General features: G+C 64.7%; 19 protein-coding genes. 7 read left to right on the plus strand and 12 right to left on the minus strand.

Going from position 1 to position 18,687, the window contains the following annotated elements:
• From NCT05_RS23990 to NCT05_RS24015, 6 genes are all read left to right on the plus strand, one after another.
• A complete protein-coding gene (locus NCT05_RS23990) occupies positions 1–1,491 on the plus strand; it encodes an efflux transporter outer membrane subunit (protein ID WP_250503324.1) in 1,491 nt (496 codons plus the stop codon).
• Complete coding sequence (locus NCT05_RS23995) at positions 1,488–2,774, plus strand: paraquat-inducible protein A (RefSeq protein ID WP_008348479.1); 1,287 nt, start codon at positions 1,488–1,490, stop codon at positions 2,772–2,774. Before NCT05_RS23990 ends, NCT05_RS23995 begins: the two co-directional genes overlap by 4 nt.
• Positions 2,771–4,360, plus strand: coding sequence for a PqiB family protein (locus NCT05_RS24000; RefSeq protein ID WP_008348480.1), 1,590 nt, complete (start codon positions 2,771–2,773; stop codon positions 4,358–4,360). Before NCT05_RS23995 ends, NCT05_RS24000 begins: the two co-directional genes overlap by 4 nt.
• On the plus strand, positions 4,360–4,941 hold the full coding sequence (locus NCT05_RS24005) for a PqiC family protein (RefSeq protein ID WP_250503334.1): 582 nt from the start codon (positions 4,360–4,362) through the stop codon (positions 4,939–4,941). Before NCT05_RS24000 ends, NCT05_RS24005 begins: the two co-directional genes overlap by 1 nt.
• A 157-nt stretch (positions 4,942–5,098) precedes the next feature.
• Complete coding sequence (locus NCT05_RS24010) at positions 5,099–6,049, plus strand: hypothetical protein (protein WP_250503325.1); 951 nt, start codon at positions 5,099–5,101, stop codon at positions 6,047–6,049.
• A 19-nt stretch (positions 6,050–6,068) separates the two neighbouring features.
• Complete coding sequence (locus tag NCT05_RS24015; protein WP_250436771.1) at positions 6,069–6,521, plus strand: Imm50 family immunity protein; 453 nt, start codon at positions 6,069–6,071, stop codon at positions 6,519–6,521.
• Positions 6,522–6,537: 16 nt separating this feature from the next.
• Here the strand turns inward: NCT05_RS24015 and NCT05_RS24020 are convergent, their stop codons facing one another.
• The 9 genes from NCT05_RS24020 to NCT05_RS24060 all read right to left on the minus strand — a co-directional run bounded on the left by NCT05_RS24020 (position 6,538) and on the right by NCT05_RS24060 (position 16,128).
• Positions 6,538–7,539, minus strand: a complete 1,002-nt coding sequence (locus NCT05_RS24020) for a hypothetical protein (RefSeq protein WP_250503326.1) — start codon at positions 7,537–7,539, stop codon at positions 6,538–6,540.
• A gap of 2 nt (positions 7,540–7,541) precedes the next feature.
• Positions 7,542–8,324 (minus strand): enoyl-ACP reductase FabI, encoded by a 783-nt coding sequence (gene fabI, locus NCT05_RS24025; protein WP_250503327.1) that lies wholly within the window; start codon positions 8,322–8,324, stop codon positions 7,542–7,544.
• Positions 8,321–9,523 carry an acetate/propionate family kinase gene (locus tag NCT05_RS24030; RefSeq protein WP_250503328.1) on the minus strand — a complete coding sequence of 401 codons (1,203 nt, stop codon included), beginning with the start codon at positions 9,521–9,523 and terminating at the stop codon, positions 8,321–8,323. The genes fabI and NCT05_RS24030 overlap by 4 nt, the downstream gene beginning before the upstream one ends.
• A 4-nt stretch (positions 9,524–9,527) precedes the next feature.
• The gene (locus NCT05_RS24035; protein WP_008348487.1) at positions 9,528–10,466 is read right to left on the minus strand and encodes a phosphate acetyltransferase; all 939 of its coding nucleotides are present in this window, start codon (positions 10,464–10,466) and stop codon (positions 9,528–9,530) included.
• Between the two features lie 39 nt (positions 10,467–10,505).
• The gene (locus tag NCT05_RS24040) at positions 10,506–12,797 is read right to left on the minus strand and encodes a DUF3141 domain-containing protein (protein WP_250436782.1); all 2,292 of its coding nucleotides are present in this window, start codon (positions 12,795–12,797) and stop codon (positions 10,506–10,508) included.
• Between the two features lie 147 nt (positions 12,798–12,944).
• Positions 12,945–14,639 carry a SulP family inorganic anion transporter gene (locus NCT05_RS24045; protein WP_175981178.1) on the minus strand — a complete coding sequence of 565 codons (1,695 nt, stop codon included), beginning with the start codon at positions 14,637–14,639 and terminating at the stop codon, positions 12,945–12,947.
• A gap of 25 nt (positions 14,640–14,664) precedes the next feature.
• Positions 14,665–15,498, minus strand: coding sequence for a polyphosphate kinase 2 (gene ppk2, locus NCT05_RS24050; protein ID WP_008348496.1), 834 nt, complete (start codon positions 15,496–15,498; stop codon positions 14,665–14,667).
• Between the two features lie 101 nt (positions 15,499–15,599).
• On the minus strand, positions 15,600–15,857 hold the full coding sequence (locus NCT05_RS24055) for an RNA recognition motif domain-containing protein (RefSeq protein WP_008348497.1): 258 nt from the start codon (positions 15,855–15,857) through the stop codon (positions 15,600–15,602).
• A gap of 58 nt (positions 15,858–15,915) precedes the next feature.
• Entirely contained in the window at positions 15,916–16,128 is a 213-nt protein-coding gene (locus NCT05_RS24060) for a DUF2964 family protein (protein ID WP_033536232.1), read from the minus strand.
• Positions 16,129–16,360: 232 nt separating this feature from the next.
• Between NCT05_RS24060 and NCT05_RS24065 the strand changes: the two genes are divergently transcribed.
• Complete coding sequence (locus tag NCT05_RS24065) at positions 16,361–17,287, plus strand: hypothetical protein (protein ID WP_008348502.1); 927 nt, start codon at positions 16,361–16,363, stop codon at positions 17,285–17,287.
• Between the two features lie 10 nt (positions 17,288–17,297).
• Here the strand turns inward: NCT05_RS24065 and NCT05_RS24070 are convergent, their stop codons facing one another.
• From NCT05_RS24070 to NCT05_RS24080, 3 genes are all read right to left on the minus strand, one after another.
• A complete protein-coding gene (locus NCT05_RS24070) occupies positions 17,298–17,810 on the minus strand; it encodes a hypothetical protein (RefSeq protein ID WP_008348503.1) in 513 nt (170 codons plus the stop codon).
• 35 nt (positions 17,811–17,845) lie between these two features.
• The gene (locus NCT05_RS24075; RefSeq protein ID WP_008348505.1) at positions 17,846–18,445 is read right to left on the minus strand and encodes a hypothetical protein; all 600 of its coding nucleotides are present in this window, start codon (positions 18,443–18,445) and stop codon (positions 17,846–17,848) included.
• 38 nt (positions 18,446–18,483) lie between these two features.
• Positions 18,484–18,687 (minus strand): glycine zipper family protein (locus NCT05_RS24080; protein ID WP_250441071.1); only part of this gene is annotated, 204 nt, incomplete at its 5' end.

Below are 18,687 nucleotides of genomic sequence, written 5' to 3' on the forward strand. Positions count from 1 at the left end.
ATGCGGCGCGCCAGCCTCGTTCACTCGTTTTCGGGCATCGCCGCGGCGCTGTCGCTGTCCGGCTGCCTGCTCGGCCCGAACTACTCGCGTCAGCCGGTCGAAACCCCGGCGACGTACCGCTTCGCCGCGCCCGAAGTCGCCGACGCCGCGAACTCGGAATGGTGGCGTCAGTTTCAGGATCCGGTTCTCGACGAGCTGATCTCGACGGCGCTCGCGAACAACAAGGACGTCAAGATCGCGGCGGCGCGCGTCGATCAGTTCATGGGCCAGTTCGTCACGACGCGTTCCTTGCTGTTCCCGCAGATATCGGCGGGCGCGACGGCCTCGCGGCAGCGCGCGTCGGCGGCCGGACCGCAACCGCTCAACGGCTTCGGGCCGGTCTACAACGACTTCCAGGCGTCGATCGCCGCGTCGTGGGAGCTCGATCTCTTCGGCCGCACCCGGCGTCTGACCGAAGCCGCGCGTGCGAACCTGCTGTCGAGCGAAGAAGGACGGCGCGCGACGATCCTGTCGCTGGTGGCGTCGGTGGCGTCGTCGTATCTGAATTTGCGCAGTCTCGACAAGCAGCTCGAAATCGCGAAGGCGACGACGCAAAGCCGCGCCGAATCGGTGCATGTGTTCACGCTGCGCTTCGAAGGCGGCGAAGTCTCGCAGATGGAACTCGCGCAAAGCCAGTCCGAATACGAAGCCTCGCTCGCGACGATTCCGCAGCTCGAAACGCAGATCGCGCAGCAGGAAGACGCGCTGTCTATCCTGCTCGGCGCGAATCCCGGGCCGATCGTGCGCGGCCGAACGCTCGGCGAGATGGCGACGCCCGTCATCCCCGCCGGCCTGCCTTCGGACTTGCTGGAGCGCCGGCCCGATCTGCTGCAGGCGGAACAGGATTTGATCGCGGCGAACGCGCTGATCGGCGCGGCGCGCGCGCTCTATTTCCCGCAGATTTCGCTGACGGGCCTGCTCGGCACCGCGAGCGGCCAGTTCTCGTCGCTGTTCACGGGGCCGTCGCGCATCTGGTCGTTCGCGGGACAGGTCACGCAGCCGATCTTCACGGCGGGCAACATCTCGGGTCAGGTGCAGTCCGCCAAAGCGCAGCAGCAGGCGGCGCTGCTCACGTATCAGAAGGCGATCCAGGTCGCGTTCCAGGAAGTCGACGACGCGCTCATCGCCTCGCAGAAACTGCACGAACAGCTCGAAGTGCAGGGCCGCCAGGTCACGGCGCTCGCGACCTACTCGCGCCTTGCGCGGGCGCGCTACGAAGGCGGTTATACGAGTTACATCGAAGTGCTCGACGCCGAGCGCAGCCTCTTCAACGCGCAGTTGTCGGCGACGCAGACGCAGGCCGCCGCGCTCGTGTCGTTCGTCACGCTCTACAAGGTGATGGGCGGCGGCTGGGTCGTCGCAGCCGACAAGATGACGACGCAACAGCAGTCGGCCACGCCTTCCGCCGATTCGCCCAAACCGGGCCAGCCCGCTTCGCAGACGGTGCAATGAACACGGTCACATCGGAGGATCGCGACGCGCGGCCGCTGATCGCGTGTCACGAATGCGATCTGATGCAGCGCGAGTGCGACGTGCCGCCCGGCGGCACGCTGCGCTGCTGCCGCTGCCGCGCCGTGCTGTACCGGCGCCGCGGGCGCGGCTTCGATCGCGCGCTCGCGTACGCGCTCGCCGCCTGCGTGCTGTGGCTGATCTCGAACGCGTTTCCGATCGTCGGTCTCGCGGTGAACGGCGATCTCGTCGAGACGACGCTCTTCGGCGCCGTGCGCGTGCTCTATCGCGACGGCATGTGGCCGCTCGCCGCCCTCATCTTCTTCACGACGATCCTGATGCCCGCCGTGCAGGCGCTCGGCATGGTGTGGCTGCTGCTGCCGCTTTATCTGGAGCGCCGGCCGTGGCGCGCCGACACCGTGTATCGCCTGCTGCGCGTCGCGCGCAACTGGGGCATGACCGAAGTGCTGATGCTCGGCTTGCTCGTCGCGGTCGTGAAGCTCGCGCATATCGCATCGGTGGTGACGGGGCCGGCGCTGTGGTCGCTCGCCGCGCTGATGCTGCTGCTCGTCGCGGCGTCATCGTCGTTCGATGAACGCGCCATGTGGCAGCGCGTCGAAGGCGCGCCGCCCGGCATGCCCGCCGACACGCCGCTCAAAGGGCGCACGGCGGCGGAAAGCGGCATCTGCGTATGTCACGATTGCGGCCTTTCCACGCGCGGCATGCAGCACCGCGGCCATCTGTGCTGTCCGCGCTGCGGCGCGCATTTGCATCTGCGCAAGCCCGCGAGCCTTTCGCGAACCTGGGCGTATCTGATTTCGGCGGCGATCCTGTATATCCCGGCGAACATCCTGCCGGTGATGAACACGAGCTCGCTCTTCGGCGCGCAGAAAGACACGATCATGAGCGGCGTCGCGTATCTGTGGACGTCCGGCTCGCCGCCGCTCGCGGTGCTCGTGTTCATCGCGAGCATCGCCGTGCCGATGCTGAAGATTCTCGCCATCGGTTATCTCGCCACGAGCGCGAATCTGCGCATGACGCAGCAGAGCGCGTTTCGCGCGCGCGTCTACCGTATCGTCGAATTCGTGGGACGCTGGTCGATGCTCGATATCTACGTGATCGCCGTGCTCGTCGCGCTCGTGCAGTTCAGCGCGATGGCGACGATCGAGGCCGGGCCGGCGGCGATCGCGTTCGGCGCGGTCGTCGTGCTGACGATGTTCGCGGCGATGTCGTTCGATCCGCGCCTGATCTGGGATTTCTCGCCGACTCGGGAAGGTACGCGATGAACACGCCCGATGCCGAAGTCGTGCCGAAGAGGCGCTGGCGCATTCCGTGGGTCTGGATCGTGCCGCTGGTCGCCGTGGCGATCGGCATCTGGCTCGCGGCGCAGGCCGTGCTGGAGAAAGGGCCGACCGTCACCATCAGCTTCAAGACCGGCGAAGGCCTCGAAGCCGGCAAGACGAAGATCAAGTTCAAGAACGTCGACATCGGCCTCGTCAAGACGGTCGCGCTGTCGAAGGATTACACGCGCGTGATCGCGACGGCCGAGCTGACGCGCGACGCGACCAACATGCTCGTCGACGACACGCGCTTCTGGGTCGTGCGGCCGCGCGTGGCGGGCGGCTCGGTGTCGGGCATCAGTACGCTGCTGTCGGGCGCGTATATCGGCATGGACATCGGCCGCTCGAAGCAGGACCGGCGCGATTACACTGGCCTCGAAACGCCGCCGATCTTCGCGAGCGACGTGCCGGGGCGGCAGTTCATCCTGAAGGCGACCGATCTCGGCTCGGTCGATGTCGGCACGCCGATTTATTTTCGCCGTCTGCAAGTGGGCCAGGTGACGGCGTTCGAACTCGACAAGGACGGCAGCGGCGTCACGCTGCACGTATTCGTCAACGCGCCCTACGACCGTTACGTGAACGCCGATTCGCGCTTCTGGCAGGCGGGCGGCATCGACGTGACGCTCGGCACCGACGGGCTCAAGGTCAACACGCAGTCGCTCGTGTCGATCCTCATCGGCGGACTCGCGTTCGAGACGCCCGCCGTGTCGCTCAGTTGGGCGGAAGCGCCGCGCGACACCGTGTTCACGCTGCATCCGACACGCGCCGATGCGCTGCGCGTGCGCGAAAGCATCGTCGATAAATATGTCTTCGCGTTCGATGGTTCCGTGCGCGGCCTCGCGGTCGGCGCGCCGGTCGAATTCCGCGGCATTCAGATCGGCGAGGTGTCGGCGATTTATACGCGCTTCGATCCGGTGACGAAGCGCATCAGCATACCGGTCGAGGTGAATCTGTATCCGGAGCGTTTCACGTCGCGCTTCGCCAACGTGCCGAAGGGCGGCCGCCTCACGAACGACCGCAAGGAACTCGCGGACGTGCTCGTCGCGCGCGGCATGCGCGGGCAGTTGCGCACCGGGAGCCTGCTGACGGGCCAGTTATATGTGTCGATCGACTTCTTCCCGGCTGCGAAGAAAGCGAGCATCGACTGGAGCCGCACGCCGCCCGAAATGCCGACGACGCCAAGCGGCCTCGACTCGTTGCAGGATTCGGTCAACCGCATCATGACGCGCATCGACAAGCTGCCGATCGAGGAGCTGACCGCGAGCGCGCGGCAGACGCTCGACAGCACTACTCGGCTGATGCAGGGCCTCAACACGGAAGTCGTGCCGCAGGCCGCGACGACGCTCGCCGCGGCGCGCGCCGCGCTCGATGCCGCGCATTCCACGCTGATGCCGGATTCCGGGCTGCAGCAGGACACGGCCGAAGCGATCCGCGAACTGACGCGCACGGCGGTCTCGTTCCGCAGTCTCGCGGATTATCTGCAGCAGCATCCGGAAGCGTTGCTGCGCGGCAAGCCGGAGGACAAGAAGTGATGCGGCCCGTACTCGTCTCTCTCGTTCTTTCGATGGCGATGCTCGCCGGATGCGCCTCGCCGAGCGCGAGCTTTTATCGCTTGAGCGCCGATCCGTCGCTGACCGCGGCGACCGCGCGTGTCGCATCGAGGCCGGTGATCGTCGGACCGGTGACGGTGCCCGATCTCGTCGACCGGCCGCAGATCGTCACGCGCAGCACCGACAACGAAGTCACGTTGAACGAATACGCGCGCTGGGGCGAGCCGCTCAAGAGCAGCATCGCGGATGCCATCGCGGGCGATCTCGCGCTGCTGCTCGCATCGGATCAGGTCGCGCCTGCATCGCGCGCGATCGCGGATGCGAACGCGTGGCGCGTGCGCGTCGATATCCAGCAGTTCGAATCCGTTCCCGGCGATGCCGTCGCGATCGACGCGCACTGGTCCGTGCGCCGCTTCGGCGACGACAACGCGCTGACCGGCCGTTCGCTCGTGCGCGAGCCGGTCAGCGGAAGCGGCTGGGATGCGCTCGTGGCCGCGCACAGCCGCGCGCTCGCGAGCGTGAGCAGGGATATTGCGGGGGCGATCGGGGGTAGTGTGAAATGATTCCTTGAAGTAATCGCAACCGCCGCTCGCCGCTATTTTCGAGACGCGTCCGGAAAGTCGAGTCTGCCTGCCGCTAGGATCAGCAGTCCTGCTGAAATACGGAGGCGACATGCCGTTTCCCGAATGGGGCTACTCCTGCAATGCGCTTTACGTCCCGTTGACCGGCGGCTGGCATTGCGCGTTGATGCCGGCTCGCGAAGTGCAGGAAGTCGATCGCACTTGGCGTTTGCCGTTCGACGTGCGCAAGCAAAAGAGAAAAGAACAGCAAGAGCAGATCGAGCAAGACCGAAAGGACTTCGACCGCCTGTTCAGAGTACGGATCGACCGGCGCGACGCGCTCTCGCGTCACGACTTTCGCGAGTATGTGGACTTCATCATCCGAACGCTGCGGGTTTCAACCTGGGACAGGCCAGTTGACGGCGCTGGCATTACGCGCGTTCTGCGTCGTGCTGCCCGAGAGCGCCAGCTTATTCCTGTGATTGCGCGCAATTGGCACGGTGGACAGCGCGTTTTCAGGTATTACGCGCCACAGAGCTGGTCGGCTGCGGGCAGCGGAGCGCACGCCATGCGCGAGGTTCTCGGTTGGCGCGAATTCGCGGCCCTCAAACGAGCCAACGGAGAATGGCCGTCGCTGAAAGCCGTCGCAAATCGCGCAAGCCTGAGTGCCGTGCGTGACGTTCCGTCGAGCGCGAGCGATGACGACAGCGGCTTGAACTGGATGAGCGTCATCGAAGCGGCGGACGGTGCAATTGCCGGTATTGCGCGAGGCGCCTCGCGTGCCGACAGCGGCAGCGACTCGATGCTCGAACGCCTCGATGATTCGAACGCCGGCAGATCTTTGCTCGGTGACGCGCCGCCGTTCGACTATCAGCCGGATGCGATGAACGGCGAAAGTTTCGAAGTCGCGGCGCGCGGCGTGAAGATGTCGGGAAATGAACCGGGAGGCTTTCGCCTCAATCCGAATGGCCTCGATACCGACTTCTTCGATGCCAATGGAAATCTGAGCGCGCAGTATCACGAAAGCCACGGCGACGCGCATGGGCATAATTTCCATAACGGATCGCGTGATCCCGCCCATTTGCCGATGTCGCCAATACCCCGGCGCTAGCTTTCTGAAAAGGATGAATATGAATGAAAAAACATTTGGCTGGGAGTTGGCAAAAAATGGCTTTTTGCTTGTCGAAGCCTTGGGGAAATATCCATCGTTCCACGATGCAGCAGTGCAATCGTTCTTCATGCAGCGAACGAGATCGTCGAACACGAATGACAACGGCGAGCCACTGATGCCCGGTTGCGAGCGTGATCTGGTCGACCTTACGCTTGCAATTCTTCATAACCGATACGGTCCGCGCCATGCCGACGGTGCCGACGACTATCGGGTAACGATCAAACTGTTGGAAATAAAAGCCGCAAACATCGACATTAACTCGATGCTCGGAGAGGCGTGGATCAGAGACATCACCTTGAGTGATGAATCGAATGGTCTGGTCAAGTTCGATCTCAACCCCAATATCGGCCTTGACATCGTGCTGACGTGTCGCGAAGTCATCGTCGAATCGATCGAGCCATATCATCGTTGAGCATGGCTTGCGCCCCTCACAGCACCAGCTTCGCCGCCTCATCGAACGCCGCGCCCGCGGGCGGCACATCGCGCCGCGCGATCCGCACGATCTCCACCGCGCGCGTCTGCGGCGGCTGCGTCGGCAAGTGCGCAAGCTCAATCGCGATGTCGGCGTGCGGCTCGTCGCAGCGCGTTTCCATCAGCAGGTTCATCTGATTCAGACACAGCTCGCGGTGCGTGACGGAAATCAGCGCCGCCGGCTCGGCGAGCAATTCGACGATGGTCTGAAGCTGCATCTCGATGGAATCGGCGAGCGAGCCGAGTGCCGAGAGCGCGGCTTCGTTCTCCTCGAAATCGCGCTGCAGCCGCGTGGCGTCGCCGGCCAGATCCGTCGATGCAATCAGGCCGCTCATGCCCGCGCCGCGCCGGCCGAGCATCTGCATGCGCGCGGTCAGCAACGCGCGATGTTCCTGCAGCGCGTCGCGCCGCGCGTCGTTTTGCGCGACGCGCGACATCGCTTCCAGCACGAACTGCTCGACGATCCGCTGCACGAGATCGCGTCTGAGCGCTTCGTCCGTTCCGTTGCAAAAGCGCAAGCGCTTGTCGTCGAAGCTGACCGCCGTGCGCGCGACGTCCGAACGCAACGCGCCGCCCTCCACCGCCGCGACGAGCACCTTCCGCTCGACGAGCGTCGCGCCCAGCACCGCGAACCCATGATCGGCGGCAATGTTGCCGTCGAACCAGCCGCGCACATCGTGCGATTCGCCGATCACGCGCGCGACGTCGTCCGGCGTCGCGAACTTCGCGCGCAGATACGGATCGTCCGCCCATGCCGCCGGTGTCGCGTCGCGCGGCGCGGGCAGCGCCGCGACGAGTTCCCGCGCGTGATCCAGCGTCTTGCCGACGACCGGCGCGAGCCGCGACTCATAACGGCTCGCGAGGCGCACCTGAGGCGCGACCGCGACGATGCGGCCGAGCGCCTCCTTGACATCCTCGCGCGAGCTCGCGTTATCGCGCCGGAACAGCCAGTTGAACATGCTTATCCCATGATATGCACGCCGCCGTCCACGTACAGCGTCTCGCCGGACATGCGCCGGGCGAAAGGCGTCGCGAGGAATGCGCAGGTAAAGCCGACGTCCATGATGTCGACCAGCTCGCCGAGCGGCGCGCGCTGTGCGGCTTCGGTCAGGAGCAGGTCGAAGTCCTTGAGTCCCGATGCCGCACGCGTCTTCAGCGGCCCCGGCGAAATAGCATGCACGCGAATGCCCTGCGGACCGAGCTCGTAGGCGAGATAGCGCGCGCACGCTTCGAGCGCGGCCTTCACCGGGCCCATTACGTTGTAGTTCGCGACGACCTTGTTCGCGCCGTGATAGCTCATCGTGAACATCGCGCCGCCGTCTTTCATCAGCGGCGCCGCGAGCCGCGCCATGCGGACGAACGAATGGCAGGAAATGTCCATCGCCTTCGCGAAGCCTTCGGCGGAACAGTTCAGCAGGACGCCCTGCAGATCGTCCTTCGGCGCCCACGCGATCGAGTGCACGAGAATATCGAGCTTGCCCCACTCGCTCGCGATACGCTCGAACACCGCTTCCAGTTCCTCCTGGCTCGACGCGTTCAGCGGCATGAAGATCGGCGCTTCGAGGGCTTGCGCGTGCGGCTCGACGTAAGGCCGCGCTTTCTCGTCGGCATACGTGATGGCGAGATCGGCGCCCAGTTCGCGGAACGCTTTCGCGCAACCATAGGCGATCGAATGCTCGTTGGCGATGCCGGTGACGAGCGCCTTCGCGCCCTTCAGCACGGGCTGCGGGACATTCAATGTCATGCGGATGCTCCTTCGCGTTTGTCATCGATCAGCGCGAGCGTGTGGCGCGCGATCATGAGTTCTTCGTTGGTCGGAATCACCCATGCGCTCACCTTGCTCGACGCCGTGCTGATGCGCGGGCCGCCGCTCGCATTGGCTTCTGTATCGAGTTCGATGCCCCACCACGCCGCTTCTTCGCACACGCGTTGTCGTATCTCCTTCGAACGCTCGCCGATGCCCGCCGTGAACACGATCGCGTCGAGCCCGTGCAGCGCCGCGCTCATCGAGCCGAGCTCCCGGCCGATGCGATGCACGTAAAGATCGATCGCGAAGCGCGCGCGTTCGTCGCTGCTCGCGAGCAGCGCGCGCATGTCGCCCGACACGCCCGACACGCCGAGCAATCCCGACTGGCGATACAGCATGTCTTCGATCTCGCGCGCGTTCATGCCGAGCTCGTCGAGCATGTAAAGAACCACGCCCGGATCGAGATTGCCGCAGCGCGTGCCCATCATGAGACCGTCGACGGCGGTGAAGCCCATCGTGCTGGCGACGCTCTTGCCCGCGTGCATCGCGCACAGGCTCGCGCCGTTGCCCAGATGCGCGACGACCGTGCGCCCGCGCGCGGCATCGGGTGCAACATCCGGCAGGGCACTCGCGATGTATTCGTACGAGAGACCATGAAAGCCGTAGCGCCGCACGCCGTTCTTCGTGATCGATTCGGGCAGCGCGAACGCCTGCGCGAGCGGCGCCTGCGTCGAATGAAAGGCCGTGTCGAAGCACGCGACCTGCGGCAGGCCCGGATTGCGCTCGGCGACGATGCGTATCGGCCTCAAGTTATGCGGCTGATGCAGCGGCGCGAGCGGTGTGAGCTTGTCGAGTTCGTCGAGCACTTCGGGGCTCGTCAGTACGGGCTTCGTGAAACGCGCGCCGCCGTGCACCACGCGATGCCCCACGCCGACCAGACGATGCCCCGCGCCATGCCCGCGCAGATACGCGCCCAGATGCGCGATCGCTTCGGCATGTTGCAGCTTCGCGCCCTCGCCCCATGAATGCTCCGCGGACTTCTCGCCTCGCCTGTCGTAAGCGACGAAATGCGGCGCGCTGAACAGCGCTTCAACCTGTCCGTGCGTGACGAGTTCGAGCGCGTCGCCTTCGACATCGAACGCGCTGAACTTGATGCTCGACGAGCCCGCATTGAGAACCAGAATCACATCGGCCATGAAATCACCCCACTACTTGCGCTTCTTCGCGGCGCTTCGACGCCACGAGCGATGCGATCGCGCACGATGCGAGCCGCGATTGCAGCGAATCGGCGCGGCTCGTCAGAATGATCGGCACGCGCGCGCCGAGCACGATGCCGGCCGCGTCCGCATTCGCGAGAAAAGACAGACTCTTCGCGAGCATGTTGCCCGCTTCGAGGTCCGGCACGATCAGCACGTTCGCGCGCCCCGCGACGGGCGAATCGATCTTCTTCGTATGCGCCGCTTCGAGGTCGATGGCATTGTCGAGCGCGAGCGGCCCGTCGACGAGCGCGCCCGTGATCTGATGACGATCGACCATCTTGCAGAGCGCGGCGGCCTCCAGCGTCGACGGCACCTTCGGGTTCACCGTTTCCATCGCCGAGAGAATCGCGACGCGCACTTCCGCGAAACGCAGCGCGTGGCCGAGATCGATCGCGTTTTGCAGGATGTCGACTTTATCGGCGAGCGTCGGCGCGATGTTGATGGCCGCGTCGCTGATGATGAGCACGTCGTCGTGCCCCGGCACATCCATGATGAAGCAATGCGACACGCGCCGCGACGTGCGCAGTCCGCCTTCGCGCTTCACGACCGCGGCCATGACTTCGTCGGTGTGCAGGCTGCCTTTCATGAGCGCTTCGGCCTTCGCCTCGCGCACGAGTTCCACCGCCTTTTCGGCAGCGGCGTGGCTGTGCGGCGCATCGACGATCGGAAAGCCCGCGATGTTGAGGCCGCATTCTTCCGCCACCTCGCGAATGCGATCGCGTGGCCCGACGAGTTGCGGCGCGATCAGACCCATCTCGTGCGCCTTCACCGCGCTTTCGAGCGATGTCCGGTCGCAGGGATGCACGACCGCCACCGCGAGCGGCGGCAACGCCTGGCAAACCTCGATGAGCCGTACATATTTTTCGCGCGGCTGATTCATTTCACCCTCCGTAGTTACGTGTGATGCAACGCCCGAACATCAGTGCGCGGGCGCGGAACGTCTTGGCGCGCGCGCAGCCTTGACCGGCAGCGCCGCGCGGATGCGCGCGAGCATGTCGTGCTGCGCGGCCGTCGGCTCGAAGCCCTGCATGCGGCTGTCGTCGTGCAGCTTGTCGAAGAGCGTGAGGAGCTTCTTGCGGTCGTCGCTGTCGTCGAGCAGACCGGGCAACGACGCGAGCGCCTGCTCGGGCTCGTAGCGCACGATGATTTCCTGTTCGCCGCGAATGCGCCGCCATTCGTCGCGCGGCATCTGCGGCAAATACTCCGCATAGTCGGCCGCGAGTTCCTGACGCAGCACCATGCGCGTGAGCGGCAACGGCTCGTCGTGACGCATGAGCAGGCACGCGACGCGCGCGACGGCTTCCGCGTATCCGCCGTGCGCAACCGACGCGAGCGCTTCCTGAACGAACGGCAGATCGCGCGGATCGGTCCGATTTTCTTGCGTCTCGCGTTCCTGCACGCGCTGTGCCGGCAGCAGGTTGCCGTACACGGAGAAGAACATCGCTTCGGTCGTGGCGTCGCGCATCGCACGATAGAAGTCGAGGCTCGCGCTGATCATGTCGGAGCCGCAATGCTCCGCACGGCGCAACGCGTCGCGTTCGGTGTCGGGCTTGCGCGTGGCCTTCACCGCTTCCGCCGCCGGGCCGAGCCATGCAAGCCACGGATTCAGATCGGAGAACATCCAGCGCTGCGCGCGCAACGGATGGAACGCGCGCAGCATCGTCGCGGTCGCGTCGTTGGCCATTGCCTGAACGAAGGGTTGCGCGAACAGTTCGTACGCACGCTGATTGAAATCCGATACCTGTTTCACCGCTTCGAACGGCAGTTCGTCGATACGCTCGAAACGGTTGAAGCGCGCGGTCACGTCTTCGAGACGTCGCTCGTGAAAGCTCACGTCGTATTCGGTCTTGCCGTTCGCGTTCTTGCGTTCGGCGATCTCCATGCCGTACAGCCCCGGCGGAAACGATTCGATCGCTTCCAGCACCGATGCGATCTGCGTGTATTCCTTCTTCGCGACCTTGCCGCTCACGAAGATGCCGAGATGCCCGATGCTCTTGTGCATCAGTCCGACGATCACCTGCCCGCGTGCCTTGATCTCGTCGGTGCTGCCGTAGATATCCGCGACCCAGTTGAAGGCCTGTTGCGGCGGCGTGATGTTGTCGCCCATCGAAGCGAAGAGAATGATCGGCGATTTGATCGCGCGCAGATCGAACGATGCGCCCGACGCGCCGCGCACTTCGCCCGACCACAGCTTGTTGCCGACGAAAAGATTGCGCGTGATCCATTCGATCTCTTCGCGGTTCATCAGGTAATAGCCGCCCCACCAGCGCTCGAAGTCGAGAAAGCGCGGCGGTTCGGTGTCGATCTTGTCGAACAGCGTGTAGTACTTGTCCCAGAAACTGTTCGCCGGATTCAGGTTCTCGAAGTTCTCGACGAGATACGCGCCGTCGAACTTGCCGTTGCCGAGATCGGCCGTCAGCGAGGCGAGCCACGTCCCGCCGAGCATGCCGCCCGAGTAGCGCATCGGGTTGTCGCCCTCGCCTTCGCTCCACGCGCCGCTCCAGTACGACATCGGCGCGCCGTTGATGACGAGCGGACCGGTATCGTCGGGCTGCGAGCTCGCGAGCATCATCGCGGCCCAGCCGCCCTGGCAATTGCCGACGATAGCGGGCTTCGGGCTGTCCGGATGCATCTCGCGCACATGCTTCACGAACTGCTGCTCGGCCGCGCATACGTCGAGCAGCGTCTGGCCGGGCTGCGGGTCGCGAAAGAACGTGACGAAGTACACCGGATGACCCGCGCGCAACGCGACGCCGACTTGCGAATCGTCCTTGAATCCGCCGATGCCCGGACCATGCCCCGCACGCGGATCGATGATGAGATACGGCCGCTTCAGCGGATCGATGACTACGCCTTCGGGCGGCACGATACGCAACAGCGCATAGTTCACCGGCCGCGCGAACGTGCGTCCGTCGAGCAGCATTTCATGCGCGAAATGCAGCACCGGTTCGAGACCGCGCTTCGCCTGCTCGATGAAGTTGTTGCCGCGCTGACGCAGCGTGTCCCAGAAGAGCACCGTGCGCTGCATGACATCGACCGCATAGTCGAAGCCGTTGAAACGATCAGCCTCGCCGTTGCCGAGGACACGCACGCCTGCTTCGCGCGCGCGCTCGCTGAATTGATGCTGCGCAAGCTCCGCGCGCTTCTGATAAACGCGTGTGACCTTTTCCGCGATTTTCTGGCTGCGCGCCAGTTGATCTGCATACGTCATGACGTGATCTCCGCGAGGGAACGTGCAAGGGACAACGCAGGAAGCAGATGCATCGGCGGCCATGATGAACGCATGGTCCGATGACTTGGATACCATCATCAAAATATATGCGCAATGAGCGACAAGCAGGTGGCAAAAATTCGCGACTCAACGACGCGCGACTTCATCGCCATTGCGCGAAACAATCTCCTGATACTTCGCGACGACATGTTCGAGGTTATAGAACATGCGCGCTTCGCCGAGCCGCGCGCCGAGCGGCGAGCGCCGCACCGCCGCGAGCACGCCCGGATTCAGGCCCGCGAGCCAGAGCGTGGTGCCGTTCGCGGCGAGGCGCGCTTCGGCTTCGATCATCATCTTGAGCGCGGTGTATTCGACATCGAAGACGCGGCTCAGATCCAGCACGACGATCTTCGCGTCGGAATCGCGCACGAGCGGGCGGATCTTTTCGGCGACACGTTGCGCATTCGCGAAGAATATCCGCCCTTCGGGACGCAGCAGCAATAAGCCGGGAAACGCTTCGTCGTCCGGATGCCGCGACGAAGCGCGCCGGAACACGTTGGTTCCCGGTATCCGCTTCAATGCGTACACAGGCGGATTGGACACCTGATGCGCGAGCGCGAAGAGCGACACGACGATCGCCACCACGATGCCTTCCAGCGTTCCGAACAACACGACGCCCGCGCATGCCGTGAGCGCCCACACGAATTCGGTGCGGCGAATCTTCAGGATCGCGCGGAATTCGGCGGGGCTGAAAAGCCCGATCGAATAGAACACGACGACGGCCGCGAGCGTCGCGTGCGGCATCAGCGCCATGAGCGGCGCGAACAGCAGCATGACGGCGAGCGCGAGCGCCGCGGTCACGAGTCCCGCGAGTTGCGTGCGCGCGCCCGCCTGCCGGTTGACGGCCGTCTGGCTCGTTCCGCCGCCTGAGACCATCGCGCCGAAAAGCGCGCCGGCCGCGTTCGCGAGGCCGGTCGCGAGCAGTTCGCGGTTCGCGTCGGGCGCGGGTTCGTCGTTGCGTGCGAACGCCCGCGCCGCCGCGATGCTTTCGGTGAAGCTCATCAACGCGATGCCGAGCGCGTCCGGCCACAGCTTCAATGCAAGCGACAGATCCGGCCGTGTCCACGACGGCAATCCCGCCGGCACCGCGCCGACCGTTTCGACGCCGTGCGCGCGCAGACCGAACGCGGCCACCGCGACGATCGCCGCCGCGACGACGAACAACGGCGCGGGCGCGCGCGGTGCGAAGCGTTCGAGCGCGATGAGCGCGGCGAGCGTCGCCAACGCGAGCGCGAGCGTGCTCGCCGACAGATGCGGCAAGCCCGCGACGAACGCGCCGACGTTGTGAAAGAACGATCCCTTCGGATAGTGAATGCCGAAGAGCTTCGGCAACTGATCCACGACGATGACGATCGCCACGCCCGCCTTGAAACCGACGAGCACCGGCTCGGAAATGAAGTTCGCGACGAACCCGAGACGCAGGCACGCCCCCGCGACGAGCATGATGCCGACGAGCATCGTCAGCGTCGCGTTGGCGACGGCGAGCGCGTGCGGATCGCCATTCGCGACGGTCGCGCCGAGCGCGTTCGCCGCGAGAATCGCGAGCGTGGTCGTCGTGCTGACGGACAGCGCGCGCGACGTGCCGACGAACGCGTAGACGATCATCGGCACGCAGGCCGTGTAGAGGCCGACCTGAACCGGCAGGCCCGCGATGGTCGCGTACGCGAGCGCCTTCGGTATGACGACCGCCCCCGCCGTCAGGCCCGCGACGATATCGGCGCGCGCCCACGGCTTCTCGTAACGAAACAGCCATTCGGGCGCGATGGACGCGCGATGCGGCATGACGATCCCGCGTTCCGAAGTCGCGCTAAAAACGCTCGGGCACGTAGCGCAGCGGCCGATCGCTTTCGCGATACCCCTCCGCCTTCTGGCGCTTCGGCAACTTCACCTTTTCGCGCGGCACGGCCTTGTACGGGATATTCGCGAGCAGATGGCTGATGAGATTCAGGCGCGCGCGGCGCTTGTCGTCGGAACGCACGACGTACCACGGCGCCTGTTCCGTGTCGGTGGCCTCGAACATGTCGTCGCGAGCGCGCGAGTAGTCGTACCAGCGGCTGTAGGAACGCAGGTCCATCGGCGAGAGCTTCCAGATCTTGCGCTCGTCGTGGATGCGTTCCTCGAGACGCCGCGTCTGCTCTTCCTGACCGACCTCGAGCCAGTACTTGAGCAGAATCACGCCCGAATCGATGATCGCGCGCTCCACGAGCGGCACGCCTTTCAGAAAGGTTTTCGCCTGGTCCTCGGTACAGAAGCCCATCACGCGTTCGACGCCCGCGCGGTTGTACCAGCTTCGGTCGAAAAGCGTGATCTCGCCCGCGGCGGGCAGATGCGGCAGATAGCGCTGCACGTACATCTGCGTCTTCTCGCGCTCGGTGGGCGCGGGCAGCGCAACCACGCGGAAGATGCGCGGGCTCACCCGCTCGGTAATCGCCTTGATCGTGCCGCCCTTGCCCGCGCCGTCGCGTCCCTCGAACACGACGCAGACTTTCGCGCCCGTGTAGACGGCCCATTCCTGCAGCTTCACGAGTTCCACATGCAGGCGCGCAAGCTCTTTTTCGTACTGTTTCCTGTTCAGGCGCTCATGCACGCCCGCGCCTTCACGCACGCCTCTCGATTCGCCGACAGCCCTCTCTTCGTTCATTGCTGTCTCCCGATATTTTTGGATGCCATCCGCGCGGACGAACCGAGTCCGCCGTCGCGACGATGCGCGCGGCACATGGTCGCGGACCCGTCATGACGCCGTCAGGTTTCGTTGCGCTCGGGCACGACCTGCACCACGAGCGTGCGGTTCTTCCAGAACATGTTGTGGATGCGCGGCTGAAAGGTGCGCAGCACGTGCGGCTCGATCGAATCGAAGGTGACGACCGCGGCCGGATGCTCGCCGGTGCCCGTCACGCGCTGAATCGAATCGTAGGGTGGAAAGCCGTAGCGGCAGAGAAATTCCCTGATTTCGTCGTCGGTCGTGGACTCTTCCACGTTGCCTATCCAGAGATCGCCCATTGCAAGATTCTCCGTTGAGTTGTGCGACGTTTCTTCGACTAATACACCAACGGACGGCTCAGGTCGACCCATCTCGCTTGGCCGATTTGCGCTGCGCGAGCGGATTCAGCGCGACGACGAAAGTCACGATCCCGATGCCGAGCGCCCACATGCCGTAACGGAATTCGAGTTTCATGTCGTACAGAAGGCCGTGGATCGTGAAATACAGCCCGGCGAGCCAGATGAACACGCCAATCGAGGCAACCACCATGCGCGGCTCGTTCAGTCTCATCGATGTCTCCCGGAAGCGGTGCGCGAGATAGCTTCAGTTTAGGAAAACTTCCGTCGTCCTGTGAACACACTCGTGTGCAATGACCTTGGCGCGCCGCGATCGTTAGGCTACATTTCCCGCGTATGGCGGAGCAGCAAATGCAACGCATGACCAACTAAACCAATTAACGTTCTGACGCGCCCCGCAGATGCAAAAGCCAACCCCTTTCCCGACCAGGTTGCGAAATTTCGTGATGCTCTTCGTCCTCGCTGCCGCGCCCTGCGCCGCGCTGGCGCAGGGCGCGCCGGACCGCGCGGTCGTCGGCGCAAACGTCAAGCAGTATGCGAATTCCGTGCTCGCGATCATGTCGTACACCGCGGTGCCAGATGTCACGACAAGTTCACTGTCGATCAATAGCGGCACGACCGGCAATCCGGGCTTCGGTCAGACGCAACTCGGCGGCGGCTTTACCCTCAGCAATTCGTTTCCGCTCTACCTCGAAGGCACGCTCGCGTACAGCCGCTACGATCCGACCTTCATCGCGACCGACGGCGACCAGCAGCGCGCGGTGCCTGCGAAATGGAACACGTTCAGCACGACGGTTGGCGTCGGCTGGGACTTCCCGATCACGAGCGAGCTGAAATTTCGCCCGATCATCAACGGCATGATCGGCCGCGTCGCGAGCGATGCGCGCATCGCGCAGACGGTGTTCAATCACGTCGCCAACACCAATCTGCAGTTCCTCGAGGACGGCGCGCTCAATGCGTACGGCGTCGGCGGCTCGCTGATGCTCGATCTGGAGCATTATCGCGAGCACTACGAGGTCGATGTCGAACTGCGCGCAACCGATATTTATCTACGCAGCTTCGGCAGTTCCTCGGAAGCGGTGCAAGGCTCCGCGACCGCGCAGCAGTTCAGCCTGTGGGCGCGCTGGCGTGCGCCCACAGGCTTCGCCGCGCTCGACAGGCCGGTGCGCTACGTGCTCGAAACCGCGTACTCGCATTACTTCGGCGACAGCGCGGGCGTGCTCGGCTTCAACGATCTGACATCGCTCGGCGTCGGGCTCGAACTGGACAGCAGCAAATATCCTGTCGTCATCACGCGCACGCGCGCGATGGTGCGCTACGTGTTCGGCCACAACGTGCACGGCGTGTCGTTCGGTCTCGCCGTCAGCTTCTAGCGCGCGCCGTTCAAAGCACGTTGCGCTGGCTCGGATCGTATTTCGGATCGGGCTGCTTCTGCGTCTGCCGGAGCACGCCCTGAGCGTCGAAATAGAAATGGAACAGCATGTGGTCGATGTTGTTCTCCAGGTATCGATACGTCCACACCTCGCGATCCATCCGCTTGAAATAGGCCGTCTCGAACGGGCGTCCGAACGCGATCATCACGTCGTTGCGCGTCCACTTGTTGACCTCGGCGCGGTAGAACTCGTTTTCCTGAAGCACTTGCCGAACACTGACCGTATTGCCCGACGCATCGAGATCGACGGCCGTGGTCGTCGATCCCATCGGCTGCGTGGGCCACATCAGACGCTTGCCGCCGTTCGGCAGGTCGTAGGTTTCCTTCGGCGGCCCGAGCCTGGCGACGATCGCCTGCTGATCCATGCCGGGCTGCACGCGCTGTTCCGGCTGCGCGCAACCGGCGAGCGCGAGCGCGACGGCGCACGCGCCGTGCGTCAGCGCGAATGCAAAGCGTTTTTTCATGGGTCTCTCCCGCGTCCGCCACGGTTGGTGGCGCCTTATTTTGTCATGGCGGGTTCCACGGATATGGCGAACGCTTCCGTATAAACGGCCTTCACCTGATCGCCCTTCTTGACGCGCTTCAGGCGCTCGGGATCCTGAACGTGCAGATCGACCGTCTCGCCGCGCGGCCCGCGCAGCGTCACGGTCTTCGCATGACGATCGACGGCGATCACATCGGCGATGATCGTCACTTCGCGCCCGACCTCGCCGCCCGGCTTCGCGCCCGGCGCCGCGCGCTCGGCCGAGTCGCTCTCGGAACGCGACGGCTGCGTCTTCTTGTCGAGCAGGCTCAACGTCAACGACTCGCGGTACTGCGCGGTGACGACATCGCCGACTGCGAGCTGATCGAAGTTGCGCGCTTCGTTCGTGACTTCCAGTTCCATCACCTTGCCGGCGTTCGTTTTCAGCGTGACGGTGCGCGTCGCCGGATCGATGCCGACGATCGTCGCCGTCACCTTCGCGACGCCCTGCACCGTCGCGCCGTCCGGGTTTCGCACGACGCTGACGTCGGCCTGAGGATCGGCGGTGGGATCGGCTGCAAAGGCGCTTGCGGATAGCGCAAGGCATGACAAGACAACGAGGCTGACGCGTTTCATGTTCGCGCTCCGTTTGTTCTATCGATACCGCGATGACGTTACTGGATCGTGTAACCGCGTCCCTGCATGCACGCCGACCACGCGCGATAGTACGTCTGCATCGCGCCCTGGCTCTGCGCCTGCGCGTTGGATTCCTGCGCCCGCTTGTTCTGCCGTGCGCGCATGCCGCCGGCCATCGTGCCCGTCGCCGCGCCGATGGCCGCGCCCTTGCCCGCATCGCCCGCGATCGCACCGATCACCGC

The sequence above is a fragment of the Caballeronia sp. AZ7_KS35 genome (genome assembly GCF_023631045.1).
In the GTDB taxonomy this organism is placed as follows: Bacteria; Pseudomonadota; Gammaproteobacteria; order Burkholderiales; family Burkholderiaceae; genus Caballeronia; species Caballeronia zhejiangensis.

Bases quoted from the DNA above. Each gene is read 5' to 3' on its own strand.
- NCT05_RS23990 (WP_250503324.1), top strand. From the start codon at position 1: ATGCGGCGCGCCAGCCTCGTTCACTCGTTTTCGGGCATCGCCGCGGCG.
- NCT05_RS23995 (WP_008348479.1), top strand. From the start codon at position 1,488: ATGAACACGGTCACATCGGAGGATCGCGACGCGCGGCCGCTGATCGCG.
- NCT05_RS24000 (WP_008348480.1), top strand. From the start codon at position 2,771: ATGAACACGCCCGATGCCGAAGTCGTGCCGAAGAGGCGCTGGCGCATT.
- NCT05_RS24005 (WP_250503334.1), top strand. From the start codon at position 4,360: ATGCGGCCCGTACTCGTCTCTCTCGTTCTTTCGATGGCGATGCTCGCC.
- NCT05_RS24015 (WP_250436771.1), top strand. From the start codon at position 6,069: ATGAATGAAAAAACATTTGGCTGGGAGTTGGCAAAAAATGGCTTTTTG.
- NCT05_RS24020 (WP_250503326.1), bottom strand. From the start codon at position 7,539: ATGTTCAACTGGCTGTTCCGGCGCGATAACGCGAGCTCGCGCGAGGAT.
- fabI (WP_250503327.1), bottom strand. From the start codon at position 8,324: ATGACATTGAATGTCCCGCAGCCCGTGCTGAAGGGCGCGAAGGCGCTC.
- NCT05_RS24030 (WP_250503328.1), bottom strand. From the start codon at position 9,523: ATGGCCGATGTGATTCTGGTTCTCAATGCGGGCTCGTCGAGCATCAAG.
- NCT05_RS24035 (WP_008348487.1), bottom strand. From the start codon at position 10,466: ATGAATCAGCCGCGCGAAAAATATGTACGGCTCATCGAGGTTTGCCAG.
- NCT05_RS24040 (WP_250436782.1), bottom strand. From the start codon at position 12,797: ATGACGTATGCAGATCAACTGGCGCGCAGCCAGAAAATCGCGGAAAAG.
- NCT05_RS24045 (WP_175981178.1), bottom strand. From the start codon at position 14,639: ATGCCGCATCGCGCGTCCATCGCGCCCGAATGGCTGTTTCGTTACGAG.
- ppk2 (WP_008348496.1), bottom strand. From the start codon at position 15,498: ATGAACGAAGAGAGGGCTGTCGGCGAATCGAGAGGCGTGCGTGAAGGC.
- NCT05_RS24055 (WP_008348497.1), bottom strand. From the start codon at position 15,857: ATGGGCGATCTCTGGATAGGCAACGTGGAAGAGTCCACGACCGACGAC.
- NCT05_RS24060 (WP_033536232.1), bottom strand. From the start codon at position 16,128: ATGAGACTGAACGAGCCGCGCATGGTGGTTGCCTCGATTGGCGTGTTC.
- NCT05_RS24065 (WP_008348502.1), top strand. From the start codon at position 16,361: ATGCTCTTCGTCCTCGCTGCCGCGCCCTGCGCCGCGCTGGCGCAGGGC.
- NCT05_RS24070 (WP_008348503.1), bottom strand. From the start codon at position 17,810: ATGAAAAAACGCTTTGCATTCGCGCTGACGCACGGCGCGTGCGCCGTC.
- NCT05_RS24075 (WP_008348505.1), bottom strand. From the start codon at position 18,445: ATGAAACGCGTCAGCCTCGTTGTCTTGTCATGCCTTGCGCTATCCGCA.